At 74.0% G+C, this 20398-nt stretch carries 16 protein-coding genes; 11 read left to right on the plus strand and 5 right to left on the minus strand.

All coding sequences use genetic code 11. From position 1 onward, the window contains the following. Positions 1 to 257: 257 nt before the first annotated feature. Together ACZ514_RS22760 and ACZ514_RS22765 are read right to left on the minus strand one after the other, a co-directional pair. Entirely contained in the window at positions 258 to 1478 is a 1221-nt protein-coding gene (locus ACZ514_RS22760) for an acetyl-CoA C-acetyltransferase (RefSeq protein WP_469125514.1), read from the minus strand. A 198-nt stretch (positions 1479 to 1676) separates the two neighbouring features. Continuing rightward, the gene (locus ACZ514_RS22765; protein WP_468167797.1) at positions 1677 to 2681 is read right to left on the minus strand and encodes an SGNH/GDSL hydrolase family protein; all 1005 of its coding nucleotides are present in this window, start codon (positions 2679 to 2681) and stop codon (positions 1677 to 1679) included. A gap of 125 nt (positions 2682 to 2806) precedes the next feature. Between ACZ514_RS22765 and ACZ514_RS22770 the strand changes: the two genes are divergently transcribed. After that, positions 2807 to 4189, plus strand: a complete 1383-nt coding sequence (locus ACZ514_RS22770; protein ID WP_468167927.1) for a cystathionine beta-synthase — start codon at positions 2807 to 2809, stop codon at positions 4187 to 4189. 427 nt (positions 4190 to 4616) lie between these two features. Here ACZ514_RS22770 and ACZ514_RS22775 read toward each other — a convergent pair whose 3' ends face one another. After that, entirely contained in the window at positions 4617 to 4979 is a 363-nt protein-coding gene (locus ACZ514_RS22775) for a hypothetical protein (protein WP_468167799.1), read from the minus strand. Positions 4980 to 5126: 147 nt separating this feature from the next. Between ACZ514_RS22775 and ACZ514_RS22780 the strand changes: the two genes are divergently transcribed. Further along, positions 5127 to 5969, plus strand: coding sequence for a MurR/RpiR family transcriptional regulator (locus ACZ514_RS22780; protein WP_469125515.1), 843 nt, complete (start codon positions 5127 to 5129; stop codon positions 5967 to 5969). Between the two features lie 320 nt (positions 5970 to 6289). On the opposite strand, the gene ACZ514_RS22785 is transcribed toward ACZ514_RS22780, so the two are convergent. Beyond that, on the minus strand, positions 6290 to 7636 hold the full coding sequence (locus ACZ514_RS22785; protein WP_469125516.1) for a type III PLP-dependent enzyme domain-containing protein: 1347 nt from the start codon (positions 7634 to 7636) through the stop codon (positions 6290 to 6292). A gap of 105 nt (positions 7637 to 7741) precedes the next feature. Between ACZ514_RS22785 and hutU the strand changes: the two genes are divergently transcribed. The 8 genes from hutU to ACZ514_RS22825 all read left to right on the plus strand — a co-directional run bounded on the left by hutU (position 7742) and on the right by ACZ514_RS22825 (position 17628). Further along, positions 7742 to 9406, plus strand: coding sequence for a urocanate hydratase (gene hutU, locus ACZ514_RS22790; RefSeq protein ID WP_468167805.1), 1665 nt, complete (start codon positions 7742 to 7744; stop codon positions 9404 to 9406). A gap of 62 nt (positions 9407 to 9468) precedes the next feature. Next, positions 9469 to 10659 (plus strand): allantoate amidohydrolase, encoded by a 1191-nt coding sequence (locus tag ACZ514_RS22795; RefSeq protein WP_469125535.1) that lies wholly within the window; start codon positions 9469 to 9471, stop codon positions 10657 to 10659. Next, complete coding sequence (locus tag ACZ514_RS22800; protein ID WP_468167807.1) at positions 10650 to 11990, plus strand: formimidoylglutamate deiminase; 1341 nt, start codon at positions 10650 to 10652, stop codon at positions 11988 to 11990. Before ACZ514_RS22795 ends, ACZ514_RS22800 begins: the two co-directional genes overlap by 10 nt. Positions 11991 to 12024: 34 nt before the next feature. Continuing rightward, the gene (gene hutI / locus ACZ514_RS22805; RefSeq protein ID WP_468167809.1) at positions 12025 to 13203 is read left to right on the plus strand and encodes an imidazolonepropionase; all 1179 of its coding nucleotides are present in this window, start codon (positions 12025 to 12027) and stop codon (positions 13201 to 13203) included. 173 nt (positions 13204 to 13376) lie between these two features. Next, complete coding sequence (locus ACZ514_RS22810; RefSeq protein ID WP_469125517.1) at positions 13377 to 14063, plus strand: LPXTG cell wall anchor domain-containing protein; 687 nt, start codon at positions 13377 to 13379, stop codon at positions 14061 to 14063. 15 nt (positions 14064 to 14078) lie between these two features. After that, the gene (locus ACZ514_RS22815; protein ID WP_469125518.1) at positions 14079 to 15152 is read left to right on the plus strand and encodes a COG1470 family protein; all 1074 of its coding nucleotides are present in this window, start codon (positions 14079 to 14081) and stop codon (positions 15150 to 15152) included. Further along, positions 15149 to 16246, plus strand: coding sequence for a neocarzinostatin apoprotein domain-containing protein (locus tag ACZ514_RS22820; protein ID WP_468699420.1), 1098 nt, complete (start codon positions 15149 to 15151; stop codon positions 16244 to 16246). The genes ACZ514_RS22815 and ACZ514_RS22820 overlap by 4 nt, the downstream gene beginning before the upstream one ends. Then, a complete protein-coding gene (locus tag ACZ514_RS22825) occupies positions 16243 to 17628 on the plus strand; it encodes a hypothetical protein (RefSeq protein ID WP_469125519.1) in 1386 nt (461 codons plus the stop codon). The genes ACZ514_RS22820 and ACZ514_RS22825 overlap by 4 nt, the downstream gene beginning before the upstream one ends. Positions 17629 to 17702: 74 nt before the next feature. On the opposite strand, the gene ACZ514_RS22830 is transcribed toward ACZ514_RS22825, so the two are convergent. Beyond that, complete coding sequence (locus ACZ514_RS22830) at positions 17703 to 19223, minus strand: peptide MFS transporter (protein ID WP_468167819.1); 1521 nt, start codon at positions 19221 to 19223, stop codon at positions 17703 to 17705. A gap of 467 nt (positions 19224 to 19690) precedes the next feature. Here ACZ514_RS22830 and ACZ514_RS22835 point away from each other — a divergent pair, with 467 nt between their 5' ends. Next, entirely contained in the window at positions 19691 to 20368 is a 678-nt protein-coding gene (locus ACZ514_RS22835) for a response regulator transcription factor (protein WP_388939157.1), read from the plus strand. Positions 20369 to 20398 lie beyond the last annotated feature (30 nt).

Raw genomic sequence — 20398 nt, forward strand, 5'->3', positions numbered from 1 at the left:
CATCAGCTTGTCCCGTGCTGTGAATGGCGTGCAGTGCATTACGTCATGAATTGGACAGGTCTTTCGTCCTTGCGGGCCCCGGGGGACCGCGTCTGACCTGGGCAAATGCCGCTCCCCCAGGACAAAGGTCACATCCTGGGGGAGATTCGGTCACAGGTCGGCCGCGACGGGATTGGATCCGCCGTCAGTAGAGCGCGCGGACCTCGAGGATTCCTTGCGGGGCCTGGGGGTCCCGGTCGAGCCGGGGCCCCGGCCGACTACGACAGGCGCTCGATCACCATGGCCATGCCCTGGCCGCCGCCGACGCACATCGTCTCGAGGCCGAACTGCTTGTCGTGGAACTGGAGGCTGTTGATCAGCGTGCCGGTGATCCGGGCACCGGTCATCCCGAACGGGTGACCGATGGCGATGGCCCCGCCGTTGACGTTCAGCTTCTCGAGCGGGATCTCCAGGTCGCGGTAGGACGGGATGACCTGGGCCGCGAAGGCCTCGTTGATCTCGAACAGGTCGATGTCGCCTACGGTCAGCCCGGCCCGCTTCAGGGCCTGCCGGGACGCCTCGACCGGGCCCAGGCCCATGATCTCGGGGGACAGGGCCGTGACACCGGTGGAGACGATCCGCGCCAGCGGGGTCAGGCCCAGCTCCCGCGCCTTGGTGTCGCTCATGATGACGAGCGCGGCGGCGCCGTCGTTGAGCGGGCAGCAGTTGCCGGCCGTGACCAGGCCGTCGGGGCGGAAGACGGGCTTGAGGCCCTCCACGCCCTCCAGGGTGACGCCGGCGCGCGGGCCGTCGTCCTTGCTGACCACCGTGCCGTCCGGGGTGGTGACGGGGGTGATCTCGCGCGCCCAGAAGCCGTTCTTGATGGCTTCCTCGGCGAGGTTCTGCGAGCGCACGCCGAACTCGTCCATGTCCCGGCGGGTCACGCCCTTGAGCCGGGCCAGGTTCTCGGCGGTCTGCCCCATGGAGATGTAGGCGTCGGGGATCAGGCCGTCCTCGCGCGGGTCGTGCCAGTCGCTGCCCTCGCTCTGCGCGACGGCGGCGGTACGGGCCTCGGCGTCGGCGAAGAGCGGGTTGTGGGTGTCCGGCAGGCCGTCGGAGGAGCCCTTGGCGAACCGGGACACGGTCTCGACGCCGGCGGAGATGAAGACGTCGCCCTCACCCGCCTTGATGGCGTGCAGCGCCATGCGGGAGGTCTGGAGGGAGGAGGAGCAGTAACGGGTGATCGTGGTGCCGGGCAGGTAGTCCATGCCCATCTGTACGGCCACGATGCGGGCGAGGTTGTGGCCCTGCTCGCCGCCGGGGAGGCCGCACCCGAGCATCAGGTCGTCGATCTGGCGCGGGTCCAGCTCGGGGACCTTGGCGAGGGCCGCCTGGATGATCGTGGCGGTCAGGTCGTCCGGGCGGACGTCCTTGAGCGAGCCCTTGCCGGCGCGCCCGATCGGGGAGCGGGCGGTGGAAACGATGACGGCTTCGGGCATCGGGACTCCAAGGGGGTGCGTCGTTGCGGGACCGCATGCGAAGTTACCGCCCCGTACCGTCGAGGTCACCGGGGTCGGGATGTGATGCCGGTCGCTCTCCCCATGGTGCCGCCGCCCGCGTCGGGACCGCGTGAACGGCCCGGGCGGCCCGTCGCGGCCCGCCGGAGGCCCGGCGGAGGCGCGCCCGCGGAGCGGCGGTCACGCGTGGTCGGCGGCGGGCTCCGGGTTCTGGGTCTCGGGGAGGCGCCGGCGACGGCGGTGCTTGAGCAGGGCCCACGGTCCGCGGGCCGGGGTGACCTCCGTACCGGCCTCGCCCGCCGCCGCGGACGCCGCCTTCGCCACCGGCAGCATGTCCTCGTCCCGGGAGACGTCCAGCCGGTCGGAGCCCGGCCACAGCCCCAGCGCCGCGCACAGCGTCGGCAGCACGGCCATCGCCGCGGTGGCGTACCCCTCCGCCGAAGGGTGGTAGGAGTCGGGGCCGAACATCTCGCGCGGGTTCGCCGCGAACTCCGGGCCCAGCAGGTCCCCCATCGAGATCGTCCGCGCCCCCAGCGCCACCACGCCGATCGTCTGGGCCGCCGCCAGCTGCCGCGAGACCCGGCGGGCCATCCACCGCAGCGGCTGGTACACCGGCTCGATCGTGCCGAGGTCGGGGCAGGTCCCGACCACCACCTCGGAGCCCGCGAGCCGCAGTCTGCGTACGGCGGCCGTCAGCAGCCGCACCGACTGGGTGAGCGGCATCCGCTTGGTCACGTCGTTCGCGCCGATGATGATCACGCAGACGTCCGGGGCGGGGCCGTTCCCGTCCAGCAGGAGGCTCACCTGGCGGTCCAGGTCGTCCGACATGGCCCCGGACAGGGCCACGTTGCGCAGCTCCACCGGGCGTTCGGCCACCGCCGCCAGCCCGGACGCGAGCAGCGCCGCCGGGGTCTGGCGGGCCCGGTGCACGCCCAGCCCGGCCGCGGTGGAGTCGCCCAGCATGCCCATCCGCAGCGGCCCCGGGCTCAGCTCCGGCCCGCTGAACTCGCTCCCGTACAGGCCGTCGGCGCGCGGCGGATCGCCGAGCCCGTTGCCCACCGTCCGCTTCGCGAACTGCACCTCCGCCAGGACCAGCCCGACCGCGGCGACCCCGACCAGCCCGAGTCCGCCCCCGCCGTACGCCGCCCCCGCCGCGATCCGGCGGGCCGTCCTCGCCCTGGACATCCTCCGAGCCACCTCCTCCGTCGTGTTGACCTTCCTGCCCCGTACTGCCGGTCGGCCAATCCCTTTCCGCTTACTCTGGCCGGACCTCCCGGAGAACCCGTGGAGTCCCCTTCTTGGAGAACATGGTGCAATTCCACGACTCGATGATCAGCCTCGTCGGCAACACCCCGCTGGTGAAGCTCAACCGCGTGACCGAAGGCCTGCAGGCCACCGTGCTTGCCAAGGTCGAGTACTTCAACCCCGGCGGTTCCGTGAAGGACCGGATCGCCGTACGGATGATCGAGGCCGCCGAGCAGAGCGGTGCCCTCAAGCCCGGTGGCACCATCGTGGAGCCCACCAGCGGCAATACCGGTGTCGGACTCGCCATCGTCGCCCAGCAGAAGGGCTACAAGTGCATCTTCGTCTGCCCTGACAAGGTCTCCCTCGACAAGATCAACGTGCTGCGCGCCTACGGCGCCGAGGTCGTGGTCTGCCCCACCGCCGTCGACCCGGAGCACCCGGACTCGTACTACAACGTCTCCGACCGCCTCGTGCGCGAGACCCCGGGGGCCTGGAAGCCGGACCAGTACAGCAACCCGAACAACCCCCGTTCGCACTACGAGACCACCGGTCCGGAGCTGTGGGAGCAGACGGACGGGAAGATCACGCACTTCGTGGCGGGCGTCGGCACCGGCGGCACCATCTCGGGCACCGGCAACTACCTCAAGGAGGTCAGCGGCGGGAAGGTCAAGGTCATCGGCGCCGACCCGGAGGGCTCCGTCTACTCCGGCGGCAGCGGCCGCCCGTACCTCGTCGAGGGTGTCGGCGAGGACTTCTGGCCGACCGCCTACGACCCGGAGGTCACCGACGAGATCATCGCGGTGTCCGACAAGGACTCCTTCCAGATGACCCGCCGCCTGGCGAAGGAGGAGGGCCTCCTGGTCGGCGGTTCCTGCGGCATGGCGGTCGTCGCCGCGCTGCGCGCCGCCGAGGGCCTGGGCCCGGACGACGTGGTCGTCGTCCTGCTGCCGGACAGCGGCCGCGGCTACCTCAGCAAGATCTTCTCGGACGAGTGGATGGCCGGGCACGGCTTCCTGGAGGAGGCGGGCCCCGCCGCGCGCATCGGCGACGTCCTCGCCGACAAGGACGGCGGCATCCCGTCGCTCGTCCACATGCACCCGGAGGAGACCGTCGGCCAGGCCATCGAGGTGCTGCGCGAGTACGGCGTCTCGCAGATGCCGATCGTCAAGCCGGGCGCCGGCCACCCCGACGTGATGGCCGCCGAGGTCATCGGCTCGGTCGTGGAGAAGGAGCTCCTGGCGGCGCTGTTCGCGCAGCGGGCCTCGCTCGGCGACCCGCTGGAGAAGCACATGAGCGCGCCGCTGCCGCAGGTCGGCTCCGGCGAGCCGGTGTCCGAGCTGATGGCGGTGCTCGGCGAGGCCGACGCGGCGATCGTGCTGGTCGAGGGCAAGCCCACCGGCGTGGTGAGCCGGCAGGACCTGCTGGCGTTCCTGGCCAAGACGGCCTAGCAGCCGCAGCGCGGGGGGAGGCGGCGGGCCACGGGGCCGCCGCCTCGCCGCGTGTGCGGGGGCCGGGGGCCGGGGCGGGCGCGGGCCTGGGCGTGACGTAGGGGAAGTAGGCGGGGACCGCCGCACCCCCGGCGGACCGGGGGGCGGGACGACGGCGGTCCCCGCCCGGGACACGGGCCGGGTCAGGGCCGTCCGCGTCCGTGGCGCCGGCGTGCTCCGGGAGCCGCTCCGGGGATGCGCAGGCGCCGTGCGAGGTGTCGGGGGGCCGGTTCGTTCCGGCTTCCCGGGCTTCCCCGCCGACGACACCACTGTGGCGCAGCCGTGTTAAGCCGGTGCTGCCGTCGCGTGTCGCCCCCGTACCGTTTGCGCGACGGGCGGGCGCGGCTGCCGTGGGGCCGGAGCGCCGTCGGGCCGGAACGCTGTCAGGTCAGGCCAGTGGGTCGCGGGCGGGCCGGCGCGCGCGCCCCGCGTGCGCGAGGTTCACGCCGAGGATGCCCGCCCAGGCGACCACCAGCCCGCCGGTGCCCTGGGTGATGGCGATGGCCGACAGCGGAACGGCCAGCACCAGCGTGACGATCGCGAAGCCGAAGCGCTCCCCGAAGGCGCTCGCCGGGGTGCCGCCGGAGCCGGGTCCGCCGCGCTCCCGGCGCAGCCGCTCCTCGGCGAGCCGGCGGCGGACCTGGGTGTCGACCTTGTCCACGAAGGATTCCACGAGCGCGGCCTCGTACTCGGGCCCGAGCTCCCGCCGGGCCTCCAGCGTGGCGGCGAGTTCCTTCTTGAGCTCTGTCATGAGGCCACGCTAGGAACCCCCGCCGGGCCCCGCACTGGGGATAGCCCCCGTATCCGGATCGCGGTCACGGCTTGCTCCGCTGCATAGATGCATGCAGAGTGCAGGGTGACTGAATATCTCCCCGGGGACGGGACGGAGGGGGCGGCGATGAACGACAGCCCGGCCGCACGGCTGCAACGGCTGTTCGAGGGACACCGGCTGACGCCGACCCAGCGGCGCATCGCGCACTGCATGGTGCGCGGCGCGGCGGAGGTGCCCTTCCTGTCGAGCGTGGAACTCGCCGAACTGGCCGGGGTGAGCCAGCCCTCGGTGACCCGGTTCGCCGTGGCCCTCGGTTTCGACGGGTACCCGGCGCTGCGCCGGCACCTGCGCGAGGTGGCTCCGGCCGGGCGTCCGGAGCCGGCGCGCGCGGACGCGTACAACGAGTACCAGCAGGCCGTGCAGGGCGAGATCGAGAACCTCCAGCGGCTCTCGGCGATGCTGGCGGACCCGTCGCCGGTCGAGGAGGCGGGCCGGCTGCTCGCGGCCTCGGCGCCGCTGCCGGTGCTGGGGCTGCGCGCGGCGTCCTCGCAGGCGCGCGGGTTCGCGTACTTCGCCGCCAAGGTGCATCCGGACGTGCGCCTCCTCGACGAGGGCGGCTCCATGCTCGCCGACCGCATCGACGCGGCGGCCGCCGCCGGGGCCTCGGCGCTGCTGTGCTTCGCGCTGCCGCGCCACCCCCGCGAGGTGGTGGAGGCCCTGGAGCACGCGCGGGCGGCGGGGCTGACGGCGGTGACGGTCGCCGACTCGGCCTTCGCGCCCGTCGCCCGGCACTCGGACCTGTTGATCCCGGCGCCGGTCGGCACCGGCCTGGCCTTCGACACGGCGTGCGCCCCGATGCTGCTGGGCCGGGTGCTGCTGGAGGCGATGGCGGACGCCCTGCCGGACGCGCAGGCCCGCCTGGAGGCCTTCGACGCGCGAGCCGCGGCACGCGGCCTCTTCGTGGAGTAACCCCCGGCCGGCCGCCGCGCCGGGCCCCGCCGCCGGCCCGCCGGCAACGGCCGGGGCCCTCCGGGCGCCCGGCCCGCCTCCCGCTCCGGCCCTTCCGGGCCCGTCCCGGCGCCTGGCCCTGCGGCCGGCCATGGCTGCGGTGCCCGGCCCCGCCCGGCGCCGGTGGCGTCGCCTGGTCCTGATTCCGCCGCATGCGCCCGGCTCCGCCGGGCCGGCTCTGCGCCCTGCCCCCGCCTGCGCTGCCTGCCCCCGCCTGCGCTGCCTGCCCCCGCCTGCGCCCGGCCCGGCAGTGCCCGGCCCCGCGCCCGCTCCGGCCGGCCCTACAGCAGGGCGTCCCGGTAGGCGCCGCCCGCCTCCGCGACGATCTCCGGCAGGGTCTGTGCCGGGCGGGCCAGGGTGAAGCGGACGGGGTCCTGCGGGGTGCTGCCGGTCGTGAAGCCGTGGACCGCCGGGCGGGGGAGGCTGTTGTAGCCGTAGTGGGCGGTGAAGAAGTACGCGCCGGTGTCCGGGACGGCGATCACGTCGCCCGGGGAGAGTTCCGGCAGCTCCCGGGCGGTGGCCAGCAGGTCCCCCGCGAAGCAGGCCGGGCCCGCGACGTCCTGCGCCACCGGGGTGCCGTCCCTGGGGGCGCCCGTGGCGTCGTACGCCAGGATCCGCAGCGGCCAGGCCGCCGGCGCGTACACCGTTCGGGTGGCCAGCTGGACGCCCGCGTGGGTCAGGGCGATGCGGCGGCCGCCCGCCTCCTTCGTGTACTCGACCCGGGCCAGCACCAGCCCGTGCTTGGCCAGCAGCGACCGCCCGAACTCGGTGACCAGCCCGTACGAGCCGTCGAAGAGCCCCGGCACGCCCTCCCGCAGGGCCGCCGTGTACGCCTCCCAGCCCGGGGTGTGCTCGTCCGAGGCGAAGTTCACCGGCAGTCCGCCGCCGATGTCGAGGGTGTCGACCCGCCGTTCCCCGGCCGCCGCGTTGATCTCCCCGGCCAGCGCGTGCAGCTCCCGCACCCCCTGTGCGATCAGCGCCAGCGGCACGCCCTGCGAGCCCGAGTGGGTGTGCAGCCGGCTCAGCCACGGCCGTTCCACGAAGGCCCGTACGAGCCGCTCGCGGGCCCCCGGATCGCGCAGCGGGAAGCCGAACTTCGAGGTGGCGGTGGCCGTGGACAGGGCGTCGATGGCCCCGGCGCCGGTCTGCGGGTTGATCCGCAGCCCGACGGGCGAGCGGGTGGGGGCCGCCGCCACGAGGGCGTCAAGGCGCTCCAGCTCCTGCCGGTTGTCGGCGTTGACGGCGACCCCCAGGGCCAGCGCCGCGCGCAGTTCCTCCACCGTCTTCGCGGGGGAGTCCAGGACCGTCCGCTCCGCCGGGACTCCGGCGGCCCGGGCCAGGGCGAGCTCGCCGGGGCCGGCCGCCTCGCAGCCGATCCCGGCCTCCGCGAGCAGGCGCAGGACGGGGACCAGCGGGGCGGCCTTCACCGCGAAGGTGTGCAGGACGGGCGTGCCGGGCGGCAGGGCGGCCCCGAACGCGCCGGCCAGGGCGGCGGCGGAGGCGCGGATACCGGCCACGTCCAGCAGGCAGACCACCGGCTCGCGCTCCAGCAGTCCCTGCTCCACGGCGGCCCGTACGGCCCGGTCGCGGCGTTCGGCGGTGCCCTGCGTGTGAGTCTCGGCGGCCATGTCCGCCATCCCATCATCAGGCCGACCCGCCCGCAGCTGTTGACTGGAACTATTCATGCCGCGAGGATGTGAATGGATTGACCAACACCGGAGGAGGCACCAGCCATGTCAGGACCCCGCCCCGTACGGGCCGCGCGAGGCACCGAGCTCAGCACCCTGGGATGGCAGCAGGAGGCCGCCCTCCGGATGCTGCAGAACAACCTCGACCCCGAGGTCGCGGAGCACCCCGACAAGCTCGTCGTCTACGGCGGCACCGGCAAGGCCGCCCGCGACTGGCGCTCCTTCGACGCGATGGTCCGCACCCTGCGCACCCTCAAGCAGGACGAGACCATGCTCGTCCAGTCCGGCCGCCCGGTCGGCGTGATGCAGACCCACGAGTGGGCGCCGCGCGTCCTGCTCGCCAACTCCAACCTGGTCGGCGACTGGGCCAACTGGGAGGAGTTCCGCCGGCTGGAGCACCTCGGCCTGACCATGTACGGCCAGATGACGGCCGGCTCCTGGATCTACATCGGCACCCAGGGCATCCTCCAGGGCACGTACGAGACCTTCGCGGCCGTCGCGGCGAAGAAGTTCGGCGGCACCCTGGCCGGCACCATCACCCTCACCGCCGGCCTCGGCGGCATGGGCGGTGCCCAGCCGCTGGCCGTGACGATGAACGACGGCGTCGCCATCTGCGTCGACGTCGACCCGCGCGCCATCGAGCGCCGCATCGAGCACCGCTACCTCGACGTGAAGGCCGACAGCCTGGCCCACGCCCTCCAGCTGGCCACCGAGGCCCGCGACGCCCGCAGGCCGCTCTCCATCGGCCTCCTCGGCAACGCCGCCGAGCTGCTCCCGCGGATGCTGGCCGAGGGCGCGCCGATCGACATCGTCACCGACCAGACGAGCGCCCACGACCCGCTCTCCTACCTGCCCGTCGGCGTCGACTTCGACGACATGGCCGACTACGCCGCCAAGGACCCGGCGGGCTTCACCACCCGCGCCCGCGAGTCCATGGCCCGGCACGTCGAGGCCATGGTCGGCTTCATGGACGCCGGCGCCGAGGTCTTCGACTACGGCAACTCGATCCGCGGCGAGGCCCAGCTGGCCGGCTACGACCGCGCCTTCGCCTTCCCCGGCTTCGTCCCCGCCTACATCCGCCCCCTGTTCTGCGAGGGCAAGGGCCCCTTCCGCTGGGCCGCCCTGTCCGGCGAGGCGTCGGACATCGCCAAGACCGACAAGGCGATGCTCGAGCTCTTCCCGGAGAACGAGTCCCTGCACCGCTGGATCAAGATGGCCGGCGAGCGCGTGCACTTCCAGGGCCTGCCCGCCCGCATCTGCTGGCTCGGCTACGGCGAGCGCGACCGGGCCGGCGAGCGCTTCAACGACATGGTCGCGAGCGGCGAGCTGGCCGCCCCGCTGGCCATCGGCCGCGACCACCTCGACTGCGGCTCCGTGGCGTCCCCCTACCGCGAGACCGAGGCCATGCTCGACGGCTCCGACGCGATCGCCGACTGGCCGCTGCTCAACGCCATGGTGAACGTGGCCTCCGGCGCCTCCTGGGTGTCCATCCACCACGGCGGCGGCGTCGGCATGGGCCGCTCCATCCACGCCGGCCAGGTCACCGTCGCCGACGGCACCCCGCTGGCCGGCGAGAAGATCCGCCGCGTCCTCACCAACGACCCCGGCATGGGCGTCATCCGCCACGTCGACGCCGGCTACGACATCGCCGAGACGGTCGCCGACGAGCGCGGCGTCCGCGTCCCGATGCGCGAGGGTGACCCCGCGTGACCTCGTCCCACGACCCGTCCCCGGCCGCCGCCCGGCCGGGGACGGCGTCCTCCTTCCACACCATGTGGGCCGACCTCGCCCCGATCGGCCGCGACAGCGGCAGCGGCGGCTACCGCCGCTACGCCTGGACCGGCGCCGACGCCGACTGCCGGGCCTGGTTCCGGGCGCAGGCCGAGGACCGCGGGCTGACGTACGAGGTGGACCGCAACGGCAACCAGTGGGCCTGGCTCGGCGACCCCCTCGCCGGGGACGCCGTGGTCACCGGCTCCCACCTGGACTCCGTCCCCGACGGCGGGGCCTTCGACGGCCCCCTCGGAGTGGTGTCCTCCTTCGCCGCCCTGGACGAGCTCCGCGCCCGCGGCGCCGCCCCCACCCGGCCGCTGGCCATCACCAACTTCGGTGACGAGGAGGGCGCCCGCTTCGGGCTGGCCTGCGTCGGCTCCCGGCTCGCCGCCGGACAGCTGACCAGGGAGAAGGCGTACGAAATGCGCGACGCCGACGGCGTCAGCCTGCCGCGGGCCATGGAGGCCGCCGGGTACGACCCGCAGACCATCGGCCCCGACCCCGAACGCCTCGCCCGCATCGGCGCCTTCGTCGAGCTGCACGTCGAACAGGGCCGCGCCCTCGACCTGTCCGGCGACCGCGTCGGCATCGCCTCCGCGATCTGGCCGCACGGCCGCTGGCGGTTCGACTTCCACGGCGAGGCCAACCACGCGGGCACCACCCGCCTCGTGGACCGCCGCGACCCGATGCTCGCGTACGCGCGGACCGTGCTCGCCGCCCGCCAGGAGGCGGCCCTCGCCGGCGCCGTCGCCACCTTCGGCAAGATCTCCGTCGAGCCGAACGGCGTCAACGCCATCCCCTCCCTCGTCCGGGGCTGGCTCGACTCCCGCGCCGCCGACCAGGCCACCCTCGACACGGTCGTCACGGCCGTCGAGAAGGCGGCCCGCGAACACGCCGACCGCGACGGCATCGACCTGACCGTCGTACGGGAGTCCTTCACCCCGGTCGTCGAGTTCGGGCACGCCCTGCGCGACGAGCTCAACCGGATCCTGGGCGGGTCCGTCCCGGTCCTCGGCACGGGCGCGGGACACGACGCCGGCATCCTCTCCGGATCGGCCCCGACCGCGATGCTGTTCGTACGCAACCCCACCGGCGTCTCCCACTCCCCGAGGGAGTTCGCGGCCGAGGACGACTGCGTGGCCGGTGTCCTCGCCCTCGCCGACGTACTGGAAGGCCTGGCATGCCGCTGAAGACGTACTGGCTGGAACACGCCTGGCTCGGCGACGCCGTCGAACCGGGCGTGGCCCTCGACGTGTCGGCCGACGGGCGGATCACCGCCCTGCGCACCGGGACCGCCACCCCGCCCCCCGGCGCGGAGGTGCTGCGCGGCCTGACCCTGCCGGGCCTGGCCAACGCCCACAGCCACGCCTTCCACCGGGCCCTGCGCTCGGTGGTGCAGGTCGGCTCGGGCACCTTCTGGACCTGGCGCGACGTCATGTACGAGGTCGCCCAGAACCTCACCCCGGACAGCTACTTCGACCTCGCCCGCGCCGTGTACGCCGAGATGGCCCTGGCCGGCATCACCAACGTCGGCGAGTTCCACTACGTCCACCACGCGCCCGGCGGCACCCCCTACGCCGACCCGAACGCCATGGGCGAGGCCCTGATCGAGGCGGCGGCCGCGGCGGGCATCCGCATCACGCTCCTCGACACCGCGTACCTGTCCTCCGGCTTCGGGGAGGCGCCGAACGCGCACCAGCTGCGGTTCTCCGACGGCACCGCCGACGCCTGGGCCGAACGGGTGTCCGCGCTCAAGCCCCGGGAGCACGCGCTGATCGGCGCGGCGATCCACTCCGTGCGCGCCGTACCCGCCGGCCGGCTCGGCACGGTCGCCGACTGGGCGCGGGAGCGGCGGGCGCCCCTGCACGTCCACCTGTCCGAGCAGACCGCCGAGAACGACGCCTGCCGGGCCGCCCACGGGTGCACGCCCACGGAGCTGCTCGCCGACCACGGGGTGCTCGGCCCGCGCACCACCGGCGTCCACAACACGCACCTGACGGACGCGGACATCGCCCTGCTCGGCGGGACCTCCACCGGCACCTGCATGTGCCCCACCACCGAACGCGACCTCGCCGACGGCATCGGCCCGGCCGGCCGGCTCCAGCGGGCGGGCAGCCCGCTGTCGCTCGGCAGCGACAGCCACGCCGTGATCGACCTGCTGGAGGAGGCGCGGGCGATGGAGCTCAACGAGCGGCTGCGCAGCCGGACGCGGGGGCACTGGACCGCGAACGCCCTGCTGACGGCCGCCACCGCCGACGGGCACGCCGCGCTGGGCCTGCCGGACGCCGGCCGCCTGGAGACGGGCGCCCTGGCGGACTTCACCACCGTCGCGCTGGACTCCGTACGCACCGCCGGCCCGCTGCCGCGCCTCGGCGCGGAGACGGCCGTCTTCGCCGCCTCGGCCGCCGACGTCCGCCACACGGTGGTCGGGGGCCGGCACGTGGTCCGCGACGGCGCCCACACGCTGGTCGGGGACGTCGCCGCCGCCCTCGCCGCATCGATCGCGGCCGTCCGCGGCTGACGCCGCCGGGACCGGAACCTCCCGAGAGGAACCCATGAGCACCACCGTCATCACCAACATCGGCAGCCTCGTCACCAACGACCCCGCCCAGGGCGACGGCGGCCCCCTCGGCCTCATCGAGGACGCCGCGCTCGTCATGGACGGCGACACCATCGCCTGGACCGGCCCCGCCGGCGCCGCCCCCGCCGCCGACGCGTCCTTCGACGCGAAGGGCCGCGCCGTCATCCCCGGCTTCGTCGACTCCCACAGCCACCTCGTCTTCGCGGGCGACCGCACCGCCGAGTTCAACGCCCGGATGTCCGGCCGCGCCTACTCCGCCGGAGGCATCCGCACCACCGTCGCCGCCACCCGCGCCGCCACCGACGCGGAGCTGGAGGCCAACCTGCTGCGCCACCTCCACGAAGCCCGCCGCCAGGGCACCACCACCTTCGAGACCAAGTCCGGCTACGGCCTCACCGTCACCGACGAGGCCCGCGCCCTGCGCATCGCCTCCGCGCACACCGAGGAGGTCACCTACCTCGGCGCGCACATCGTCTCCCCCGACTACGCCGACGACCCGGCGGGCTACGTCGACCTCGTCACCGGCGAGATGCTGGAGGCCTGCGCCCCGCACGCCCGCTGGGTGGACGTCTTCTGCGAGAAGGGCGCCTTCGACGGCGAGCAGGCCCGCGCCGTCCTCACCGCCGGCGCCGCCGCCGGTCTGATCCCGCGCGTCCACGCCAACCAGCTCTCCCACGGCCCCGGCGTACAGCTCGCCGTCGAACTCGAAGCCGCCTCCGCCGACCACTGCACCCACCTCACCGACGCCGACGTGGACGCCCTCGCCCAGGCGGCCGGCGTCACCGTCGCGACCCTGCTGCCCGGCGCCGAGTTCTCCACCCGCGCCCAGTGGCCCGACGCCCGCCGGCTGCTCGACGCGGGCGCCACCGTGGCCCTGTCGACCGACTGCAACCCCGGTTCCTCGTACACGAGTTCCATGCCGTTCTGCATCGCGCTCGCCGTCCGGGACATGGGCATGACCCCCGACGAGGCGCTGTGGTCCGCCACCGCCGGCGGAGCCCGCGCCCTGCGCCGGGGCGACATCGGCCGTCTGGCGCCCGGTGCCCGCGCGGACCTGGCCCTGCTCGACGCCCCGAGCCACGTCCACCTCGCCTACCGGCCGGGCGTCCCGCTCGTCTCCGCCGTCTGGCAGCGGGGGGTGCGCGCCGCCTGACCGGCGGTGTCCGGCAGCGGGCGGGCACCGCCTGGCCCGCTGCGGCGCCCGCCCGCCCGCGCACCGCCCGAAGCGCCGGCCGCCCTTTGTCTTCCCTCCGCGAGGTCCCGGGCGTACCTTGTGCCACCGATCTGATGTGCCGTCAGTAAGTCGTGGCCGAGGGGAAGACGAAGGTGTCCGACCGGAAACGTTCCACCGCACTGGCGCTGGCGTCCGCGCTCGCCGGATCCGCCGTCCTGCTCGCCGCCCCCGCGGCCCACGCCGACGTGGTCGACGTCCAGTACGACTGCAAGACCCCGATCGGCGACAAGTCGGCGGTCTCGCCCATCGACATCAAGGCCGTCAAGGAGGGCGACGGCTACAAGCTGACGATGTCCTTCCAGAAGGGCGTCTCCTCCAGCCCCATCGAGCTCGGCAAGGGCGCGATGAACCCCAGCGCCGTGATCATGGCCGACGGCGCGGAGAAGGCCTCCGTGCCCGTCTCCGGACCGCCCAACCCCGAGGCCGCCCCCGCCAACACCCCCATCAAGATCACCGACCTCTCCGGCACCTACACCCCGAAGAAGAGCGGCAAGGTCACCTTCACCGCGGGCGTCCTCACCATCAAGGCCATGGGCACCACCACCACCTGCACCCCGGGCAACAGCCCCCGACCGTCCCTGGAGCTGGACGTCACGGCGGCCGGAGGCGGCGCCTCCCAGCCCGGCGCAGCGGCCGGCGAGCCCACCCTGCCGCAGACCGGCCCCGCCGACTCCGCCCTCGCCCTCGGCACCCTCGGTGCCACCGTGCTGCTCTCCGGCGCCGCCGGGGTGCTCTGGCTGACCCGGCGGGCCCGGCAGCCCCGGCGGGCCCGGCCCTGAACGGAGCGCCCACCCGTGCTCCACGCCCCCGAGCGGCCCGCCGCCGCACTCCTCGCCCTCCTCGCCGCCGCCGTCCCGTACGCGGCCGCCGCCACCCTGTACGGCGCCCCGGCCGAGGCCGCCGAGGGACCCGGCTGGACCGCCGGGCCGGCCACCGCCCGCCCCGGCCCCGCGCGCCCGTACTTCTACCTCACCGGCCCCGCGGGGACCGTCCTCGAGGACCGCCTCGCCCTCGACAACCCCGACGACCGCGAGCACACCGTCACCCTGCGCGGGGCCGACGCCCACCACACCCCCGACGGAACCCTCGCCGTCCGCCCCGCCGCGCCGGGGTCCGGCGCCCGCCCGGCGGGCAGCGGCTCCGGCGCGGGCTCCTGGATCAGCTTCGGCAGGGCCACCACGGTGACGCTCCCGCCCCGCACCCGCGCGGTGGTCCCCTTCACGGTCACCGTGCCTCCCGCCGCCCCGCCCGGCGACCACCCGGCCGCCGTCGTCGCCTCGGAGGCCGGCCGCGAGACCGGGACACCGGTCCACCTGCGGGTCGGCGGCCCGGCGGTGGCCGCGCTCACCGTCGAGGACGTCTCCGTACGCGGCCACGGCGCGGCCGCCGTCATCGACTACACCCTGGTCAACCGGGGCAACGTCGCCCTCGTCCCCGCACTCGCCCTGAGTGCCGAGGGCACCCTCCACGAGATCCCCGCCCGGCCCGCCCGCACCCTGCCGCTCGAGCTGCTGCCCGGCCGGCGGGCCCGGCTGAGCGAGCCCTGGCCCGCGGCGCCCGCCCTCGACCGGGTCGCCCTCACCCTCACCGTCACCGCCCCCGGAGCGGCCCCGGCCACCGCCACCGCCCCGGCATGGCTGGCCCCCGGCGGCAGGACCGCCCTGGCCGCCGCGGCCCTGCTCACCGCCGGGGGGACCGTAACGGCCGCGCTGCTCCTCGTACGGGCCCGGCGCACCCGGCGGTCTCGGCGCGCGGAGCCGTACGGGCCGCCCGGGCGCCCGCGGGCCTCCGACGCGGAACGCGAGCAGGAGCAGGAGCACGGGCAGGAGCAGGAGCACGGGCACGAGCTGACGGGAGCCCCCAGGTGAACCGCACGGCCGGCGCGAAGCCCGCGCCCCTCCTCGGCGCGGCCCTGGCGGCGCTCGCCCTGGCGCTGCTCCCGCTGCTCCCGGCCGCCGTCCCCGCCGCCGCCGACGACGCGAAGCCCACCGCGGCCCTCTCCCTCCAGGAGGCGGCCAAGGGCACCGAGATCACGGTCACCGGCACCGGCTGGCGGGCGAAGACCCTCGTCATGCTGCTGGTCTGCGGCCAGAACATGATCGGCGGCACCAACAGCTGCGCGAACGCCGAAGGGGCGGCCGTCTCCGTCGGCGAGGAGGGCCGTTTCACCGCCCGGCTGCCGGTCGCGGAACCGCCCAAGCCGTGCCCCTGCGTGGTCCACGTGACCTCCGTCAACGGGGACCGGGCCACGGTGGCGGTGCCGATCAGGATCACCGGCCATCCGGTGGCGGACCTGCCCGCCGAGTCCGGCACCGCCCGGCTGGCGGTGCTGACGGGGGTCCGGCTCGAGGGCGGGGACGGGGTGCTGACCTGGTTCGGCGCCCCGCCCGGCCGCAGGTTCACCGCCACCGTCGGCAACCTCGGCGCGGCCCCGGTCAAGGACCCCGTCTTCCAGCTCGGCACCGCGCACGGCGTCTTCGCCCCGGTGTGGGAGGAGGCCCGCTGGAAGGGGACGATCCCGCCGGGCGGCAAGGCGGAGGTCGCGCTGGACGTGGCGCTGCCGGCGGGCGCCCACGGCGACTACACCGTCTCCCTCAAGTACGGGGACGCCGTCCTGGCCGCGCAGCCCTGGGGCGTGGACCGCCCGTACGGGGTGCTGCTGTTCTGGGGCCTGCTCCTGGTGGTGGTCCCGACGGCGCTCTTCCGCCTCGGCATGGCCGTCGTCGACCGGGTCCGTCCCCGCCCCGGGGTCCCCGGCCGCCACCGGGGCGCCCGCAAGGCGCCCGACGCGGCCTCCCCGGGCCCGGCGTCGACCGCGCGCCCGCCGGAGGCCCCCGCCGCAGGGGCGTCCGACGCCCCGACGGAGGTCCTGCCGTGGTTCACCCCGGGGCCGCGGGACCCGCGGCCCCCGCAGACGTCCGCACCGTCCGATCACACTCCGACGACGAAGGGACCATCGTGAAGACCCAACGGAGGGCGAGCGCGGCCGTGGCCGCGCTGCTGCTCGGCGGCGCGGGTATCGCCGTGGCGGCTTCCCCCGCCCAGGCCGCCGAGGCCACGTTCAAGGTCACGTGCGTGCCGCCGGCCGGCGGCGGTGATCCGGTGGAGGGCGAGACCACCGCCAGGATCACCGCCCCGGCCACGGCCAAGGTCGGCGACGAGGTCGACGTGTCGTGGGAGACGGTGAAGCCCGCCTCGAACAACACCGACCTGATGGTGATCCCCAAGGATTCGGTGCAGCCCACCGGCTGGCTCACCGTCGGCGGCGGGGGAGGGGAGGTCAAGGTCGTCGGGGAGAAGAAGAACCCGGAGATACCGAAGAAGGCCCCCATGGTGATGTCCACCATGAAGGGCAAGCTGAAGCTGACCAAGGCCGGGAAGATCACCGTCACCCCGGGCAGGTACGAGGTCGCGGTCACCTTCTCCTTCGGCACCTTCGTCACCAAGTGCTCCCCGGTCGGCGAGGTGAAGGGCGGGGCGACCATCGACGTGTCGGGCGGCGGAGGCAGCGGCGGCACGACGACCGGCGGCTCCACCACCTCCGGCGGCACCACCACGTCCGGCGGCACGTCCGGCGGCACCACCACGTCCGGCGGCACGTCCGGCGGCTCCACCACGGGCGGCACCACCACCACGTCCGGCGGCACCACCACGGGCGGCACCACCGGCGGGGGCGGCGGCCAGACCGACTTCCCCGGCAAGCCCGTCGAGGTGGCCTACGACTGCGGCGCGGTCGTCCCCGGCGGCATCAAGACCCCGGTCACCGTCAACGCCAGGAAGAACGCGGGCGGCGCCTACGACCTCACGGTCAAGACCGCCAAGGGAGCCATGGCCGCGCCCATGGCCCTGCCCGCCGGGGCCCTCAAGCCCTCGATGGACATCAAGCTGGGCGGCGCCGACAGCGGCACGGTCAAGGTCACCGGCCCGGCGAACGCCGAGCCGATCCCCGACAAGGCCCCCGTCAGCCTCAGCGACATGACCGGCACCTACAAGCCCGGCAAGACGGGCAAGGTGACGCTGAGCCCCGACCAGCTGACGATCGACGTCACGATGGCCCCGGGCTCCACCCCGATCAACGTGCCGTGCAAGGCGGCCGGCAGCGGGGTCTCCCTGGAGCTGGACACCACCGCCCAGCCGGGCGGCTCCGGCTCCACCACCGGCGGCTCCACCACCGGCGGCTCCACCACCGGCGGCTCCTCGGCCGCCTCGGGCGGCCTCGCCGAGACCGGCGCCGACGACGAGGGCGGCCTCGAGGCACTGGCCCTGGTCGCCGGCACCGTGATCCTCCTCGGCGGCGCGGTCTTCACCTTCACCCCGTGGCGCCGCCTGCGCGGCACCCGTTGACCCGTACGCGGACAACGGAACGGCCCGGCACACCTTCCGGTGTGCCGGGCCGTTCACCGCTCGCGCGGGGCGCGTCAGTTCATGTCGCCCATCAGCGCGTTGACCTTCTGGCGGTACATGTAGATCGCCACACCGGCGAGCACGGCGGCGGCGGCCTGGAAGAGGATGATCCCCACGCCGTTCAGCTGCACCTCGGCCAGACCGAGCAGACCGGTGATGCAGTCACCGGCGGTGACGGCCAGGAACCAGACGCCCATCATCTGGGAGCCGTACTTCTGCGGAGCCATCTTCGTGGTGACCGACAGGCCGACCGGGGACAGGCACAGCTCGGCGAGCGTGTGCATCAGGAAGATCAGCACCAGCCACCACATGGTGACCTTGGTGTCGTTGCCCGCGGTCTGGCTCAGCGGCACGGCGAAGACGAAGAACGAGGCGCCGACGATGATCAGGGCCGCCGAGAACTTCACGATGGTGCTGGGCTCGCGGTTGCGGCGGGCCAGGGCCACCCAGGCGGCGGCGAAGACCGGGGCCAGGGCCACCACGAAGAGCGGGTTCAGCGACTGGAAGATGGTGGTCGGGACCTCCCAGCCGAGCAGGCTGCGCTCGGAGTTCTTGTCACCGAAGAGCGAGAGGGTCGAACCGCCCTGGTCGTAGATCATCCAGAAGACGGCGGCGGCCACGAAGAACCAGATGTAGGCGCTCATCCGGGTCTGCTCGACGGCGGACAGGTCCTTGTCCCGCTTGATGCGGACGAGGACGGCGACCGGAATGATCAGACCGGCGATCGTGATCGGGTACAGCGCCCACTTGATGGTGAACATGTCCGCCGCGACCACGGCGCCGTAGAAGACGGCGACGACGGCCAGGGCGGCGAGGGCCTTGACGATCACGGCCTTGCGCTCGGCGGCGGACAGCGGGTTCGGGACCAGGCTGCTCTGCGGGCTCAGGGTGCGGCCGGCGAGCAGGTAGATCACGAGGCCGATGCCCATGCCGACGGCGGCGAGGGCGAAGCCGAGGTGCCAGTTCACGAGCTCGCCGACCATGCCGATGCCGACCGGGGCGAGCAGGGCACCGACGTTGATGCCGATGTAGAAGATCGTGAAACCGCTGTCACGGCGCGGGTCGTCCACGTTCTTGTAGAGGTGGCCGACCATCGTGGAGATGTTGGCCTTCAGCAGACCGGAGCCGACCGCGACCAGCAGCAGACCGACGAAGAACGCGATCTGACCGGGCAGCGCGAGCGACAGGTGGCCGGCCATGATCACGCCACCGGCGATGGCGACCGTCTTGCGGGCACCCCAGACGCGGTCGCCGAACCAGCCGCCGGGCATGGCCATGAGGTAGACCATCGCCACGTACACGGAGTAGATCGCCGTGGCCGTCGCCGCGGTGAAGCCGAGGCCGCCGCCCTGGCTGTCGGTCGCGGCGTCGACACCGCCGGAGACCAGGTACAGGACGAGAAGCGCACGCATGCCGTAGTAGGAGAACCGCTCCCACATCTCGGTCATGAACAGCGTGGCCAGGCCAACGGGGTGGCCGAGGACGGTTTTCTCGTGAGCTGCGCTCGGCGAGTCCTTCGTCAGGCTGGAAGCCATGGTCGATCCTTGCTTGCTCGGGACGCTCGGCTTCGTGAGCTGTTCAGCGCCCGGTGGGGGGTGGCCGGCACCGGCGGCGGCCGCCTCCCCCACGCCCAGGGGTCTCGTCCCCCGTGATGGGGGCGAAGGAGCAGCCGTAACCGGGATCCACGCCCTGCGCGCCTCCTCGCGCGCCGGGCCCGGCCCATAGGTCATTCACTGTCATCTGGGCCGGATCAACCGACCAGAGCAGAATTTGAGGTCTTCGGCGCGGATTTCGGCACAAAGATCCCCTGGGTAGTGCATCAGGCGTCTCGCCACCATACGACAGGACACCGCCGCATATGGAAGGACTTGAGAGATGGATCACAGGCTTTCAGGGAACCGATCCATCATGTTCGAAGGCGGATAGTAGTCAATAACCCCTGTTCGAGAGGGGTGTGCGGGCAAGGGCCTGCTTCCAGCCGCCGCGGACTACCATCACCCACATGACGCGTGTACTGCTCGCCGAGGACGACGCATCCATCTCGGAACCCCTCGCCCGCGCCCTGCGCCGGGAGGGGTACGAGGTCGAGGTCCGGGAGGACGGCCCCACCGCCCTGGACGCCGGACTCCAGGGCGGCGTCGACCTCGTCGTCCTGGACCTGGGCCTGCCCGGGATGGACGGCCTGGAAGTGGCCCGGCGGCTGCGCGCCGAAGGCCACGGCTTCCCGATCCTGGTGCTCACCGCCCGGGCCGACGAGGTCGACACGGTCGTCGGCCTCGACGCGGGCGCCGACGACTACGTCACCAAGCCCTTCCGCCTCGCCGAGCTGCTGGCCCGCGTCCGGGCCCTGCTGCGGCGCGGCGCCACCGAGGCCAGCCAGGCCCCCGCCACCCACGGCGTGCGCATCGACGTCGAATCGCACCGCGCGTGGATAGGGGAGGAGGAGCTCCAGCTCACCGCCAAGGAGTTCGACCTGCTGCGCGTCCTGGTCCGCGACGCCGGCCGCGTCGTCACCCGCGACCAGCTGATGCGCGAGGTCTGGGACACCACCTGGTGGTCCTCCACCAAGACCCTCGACATGCACATCTCCTGGCTCCGCAAGAAGCTCGGCGACGACGCCGCCAACCCCCGCTACATCGCCACCGTCCGGGGCGTCGGCTTCCGCTTCGAGAGGAGCTGACCCCCCGCCCCCCGGGGCATCGGGCATGCT

This window comes from Streptomyces sp. NPDC034086 (assembly GCF_055575515.1).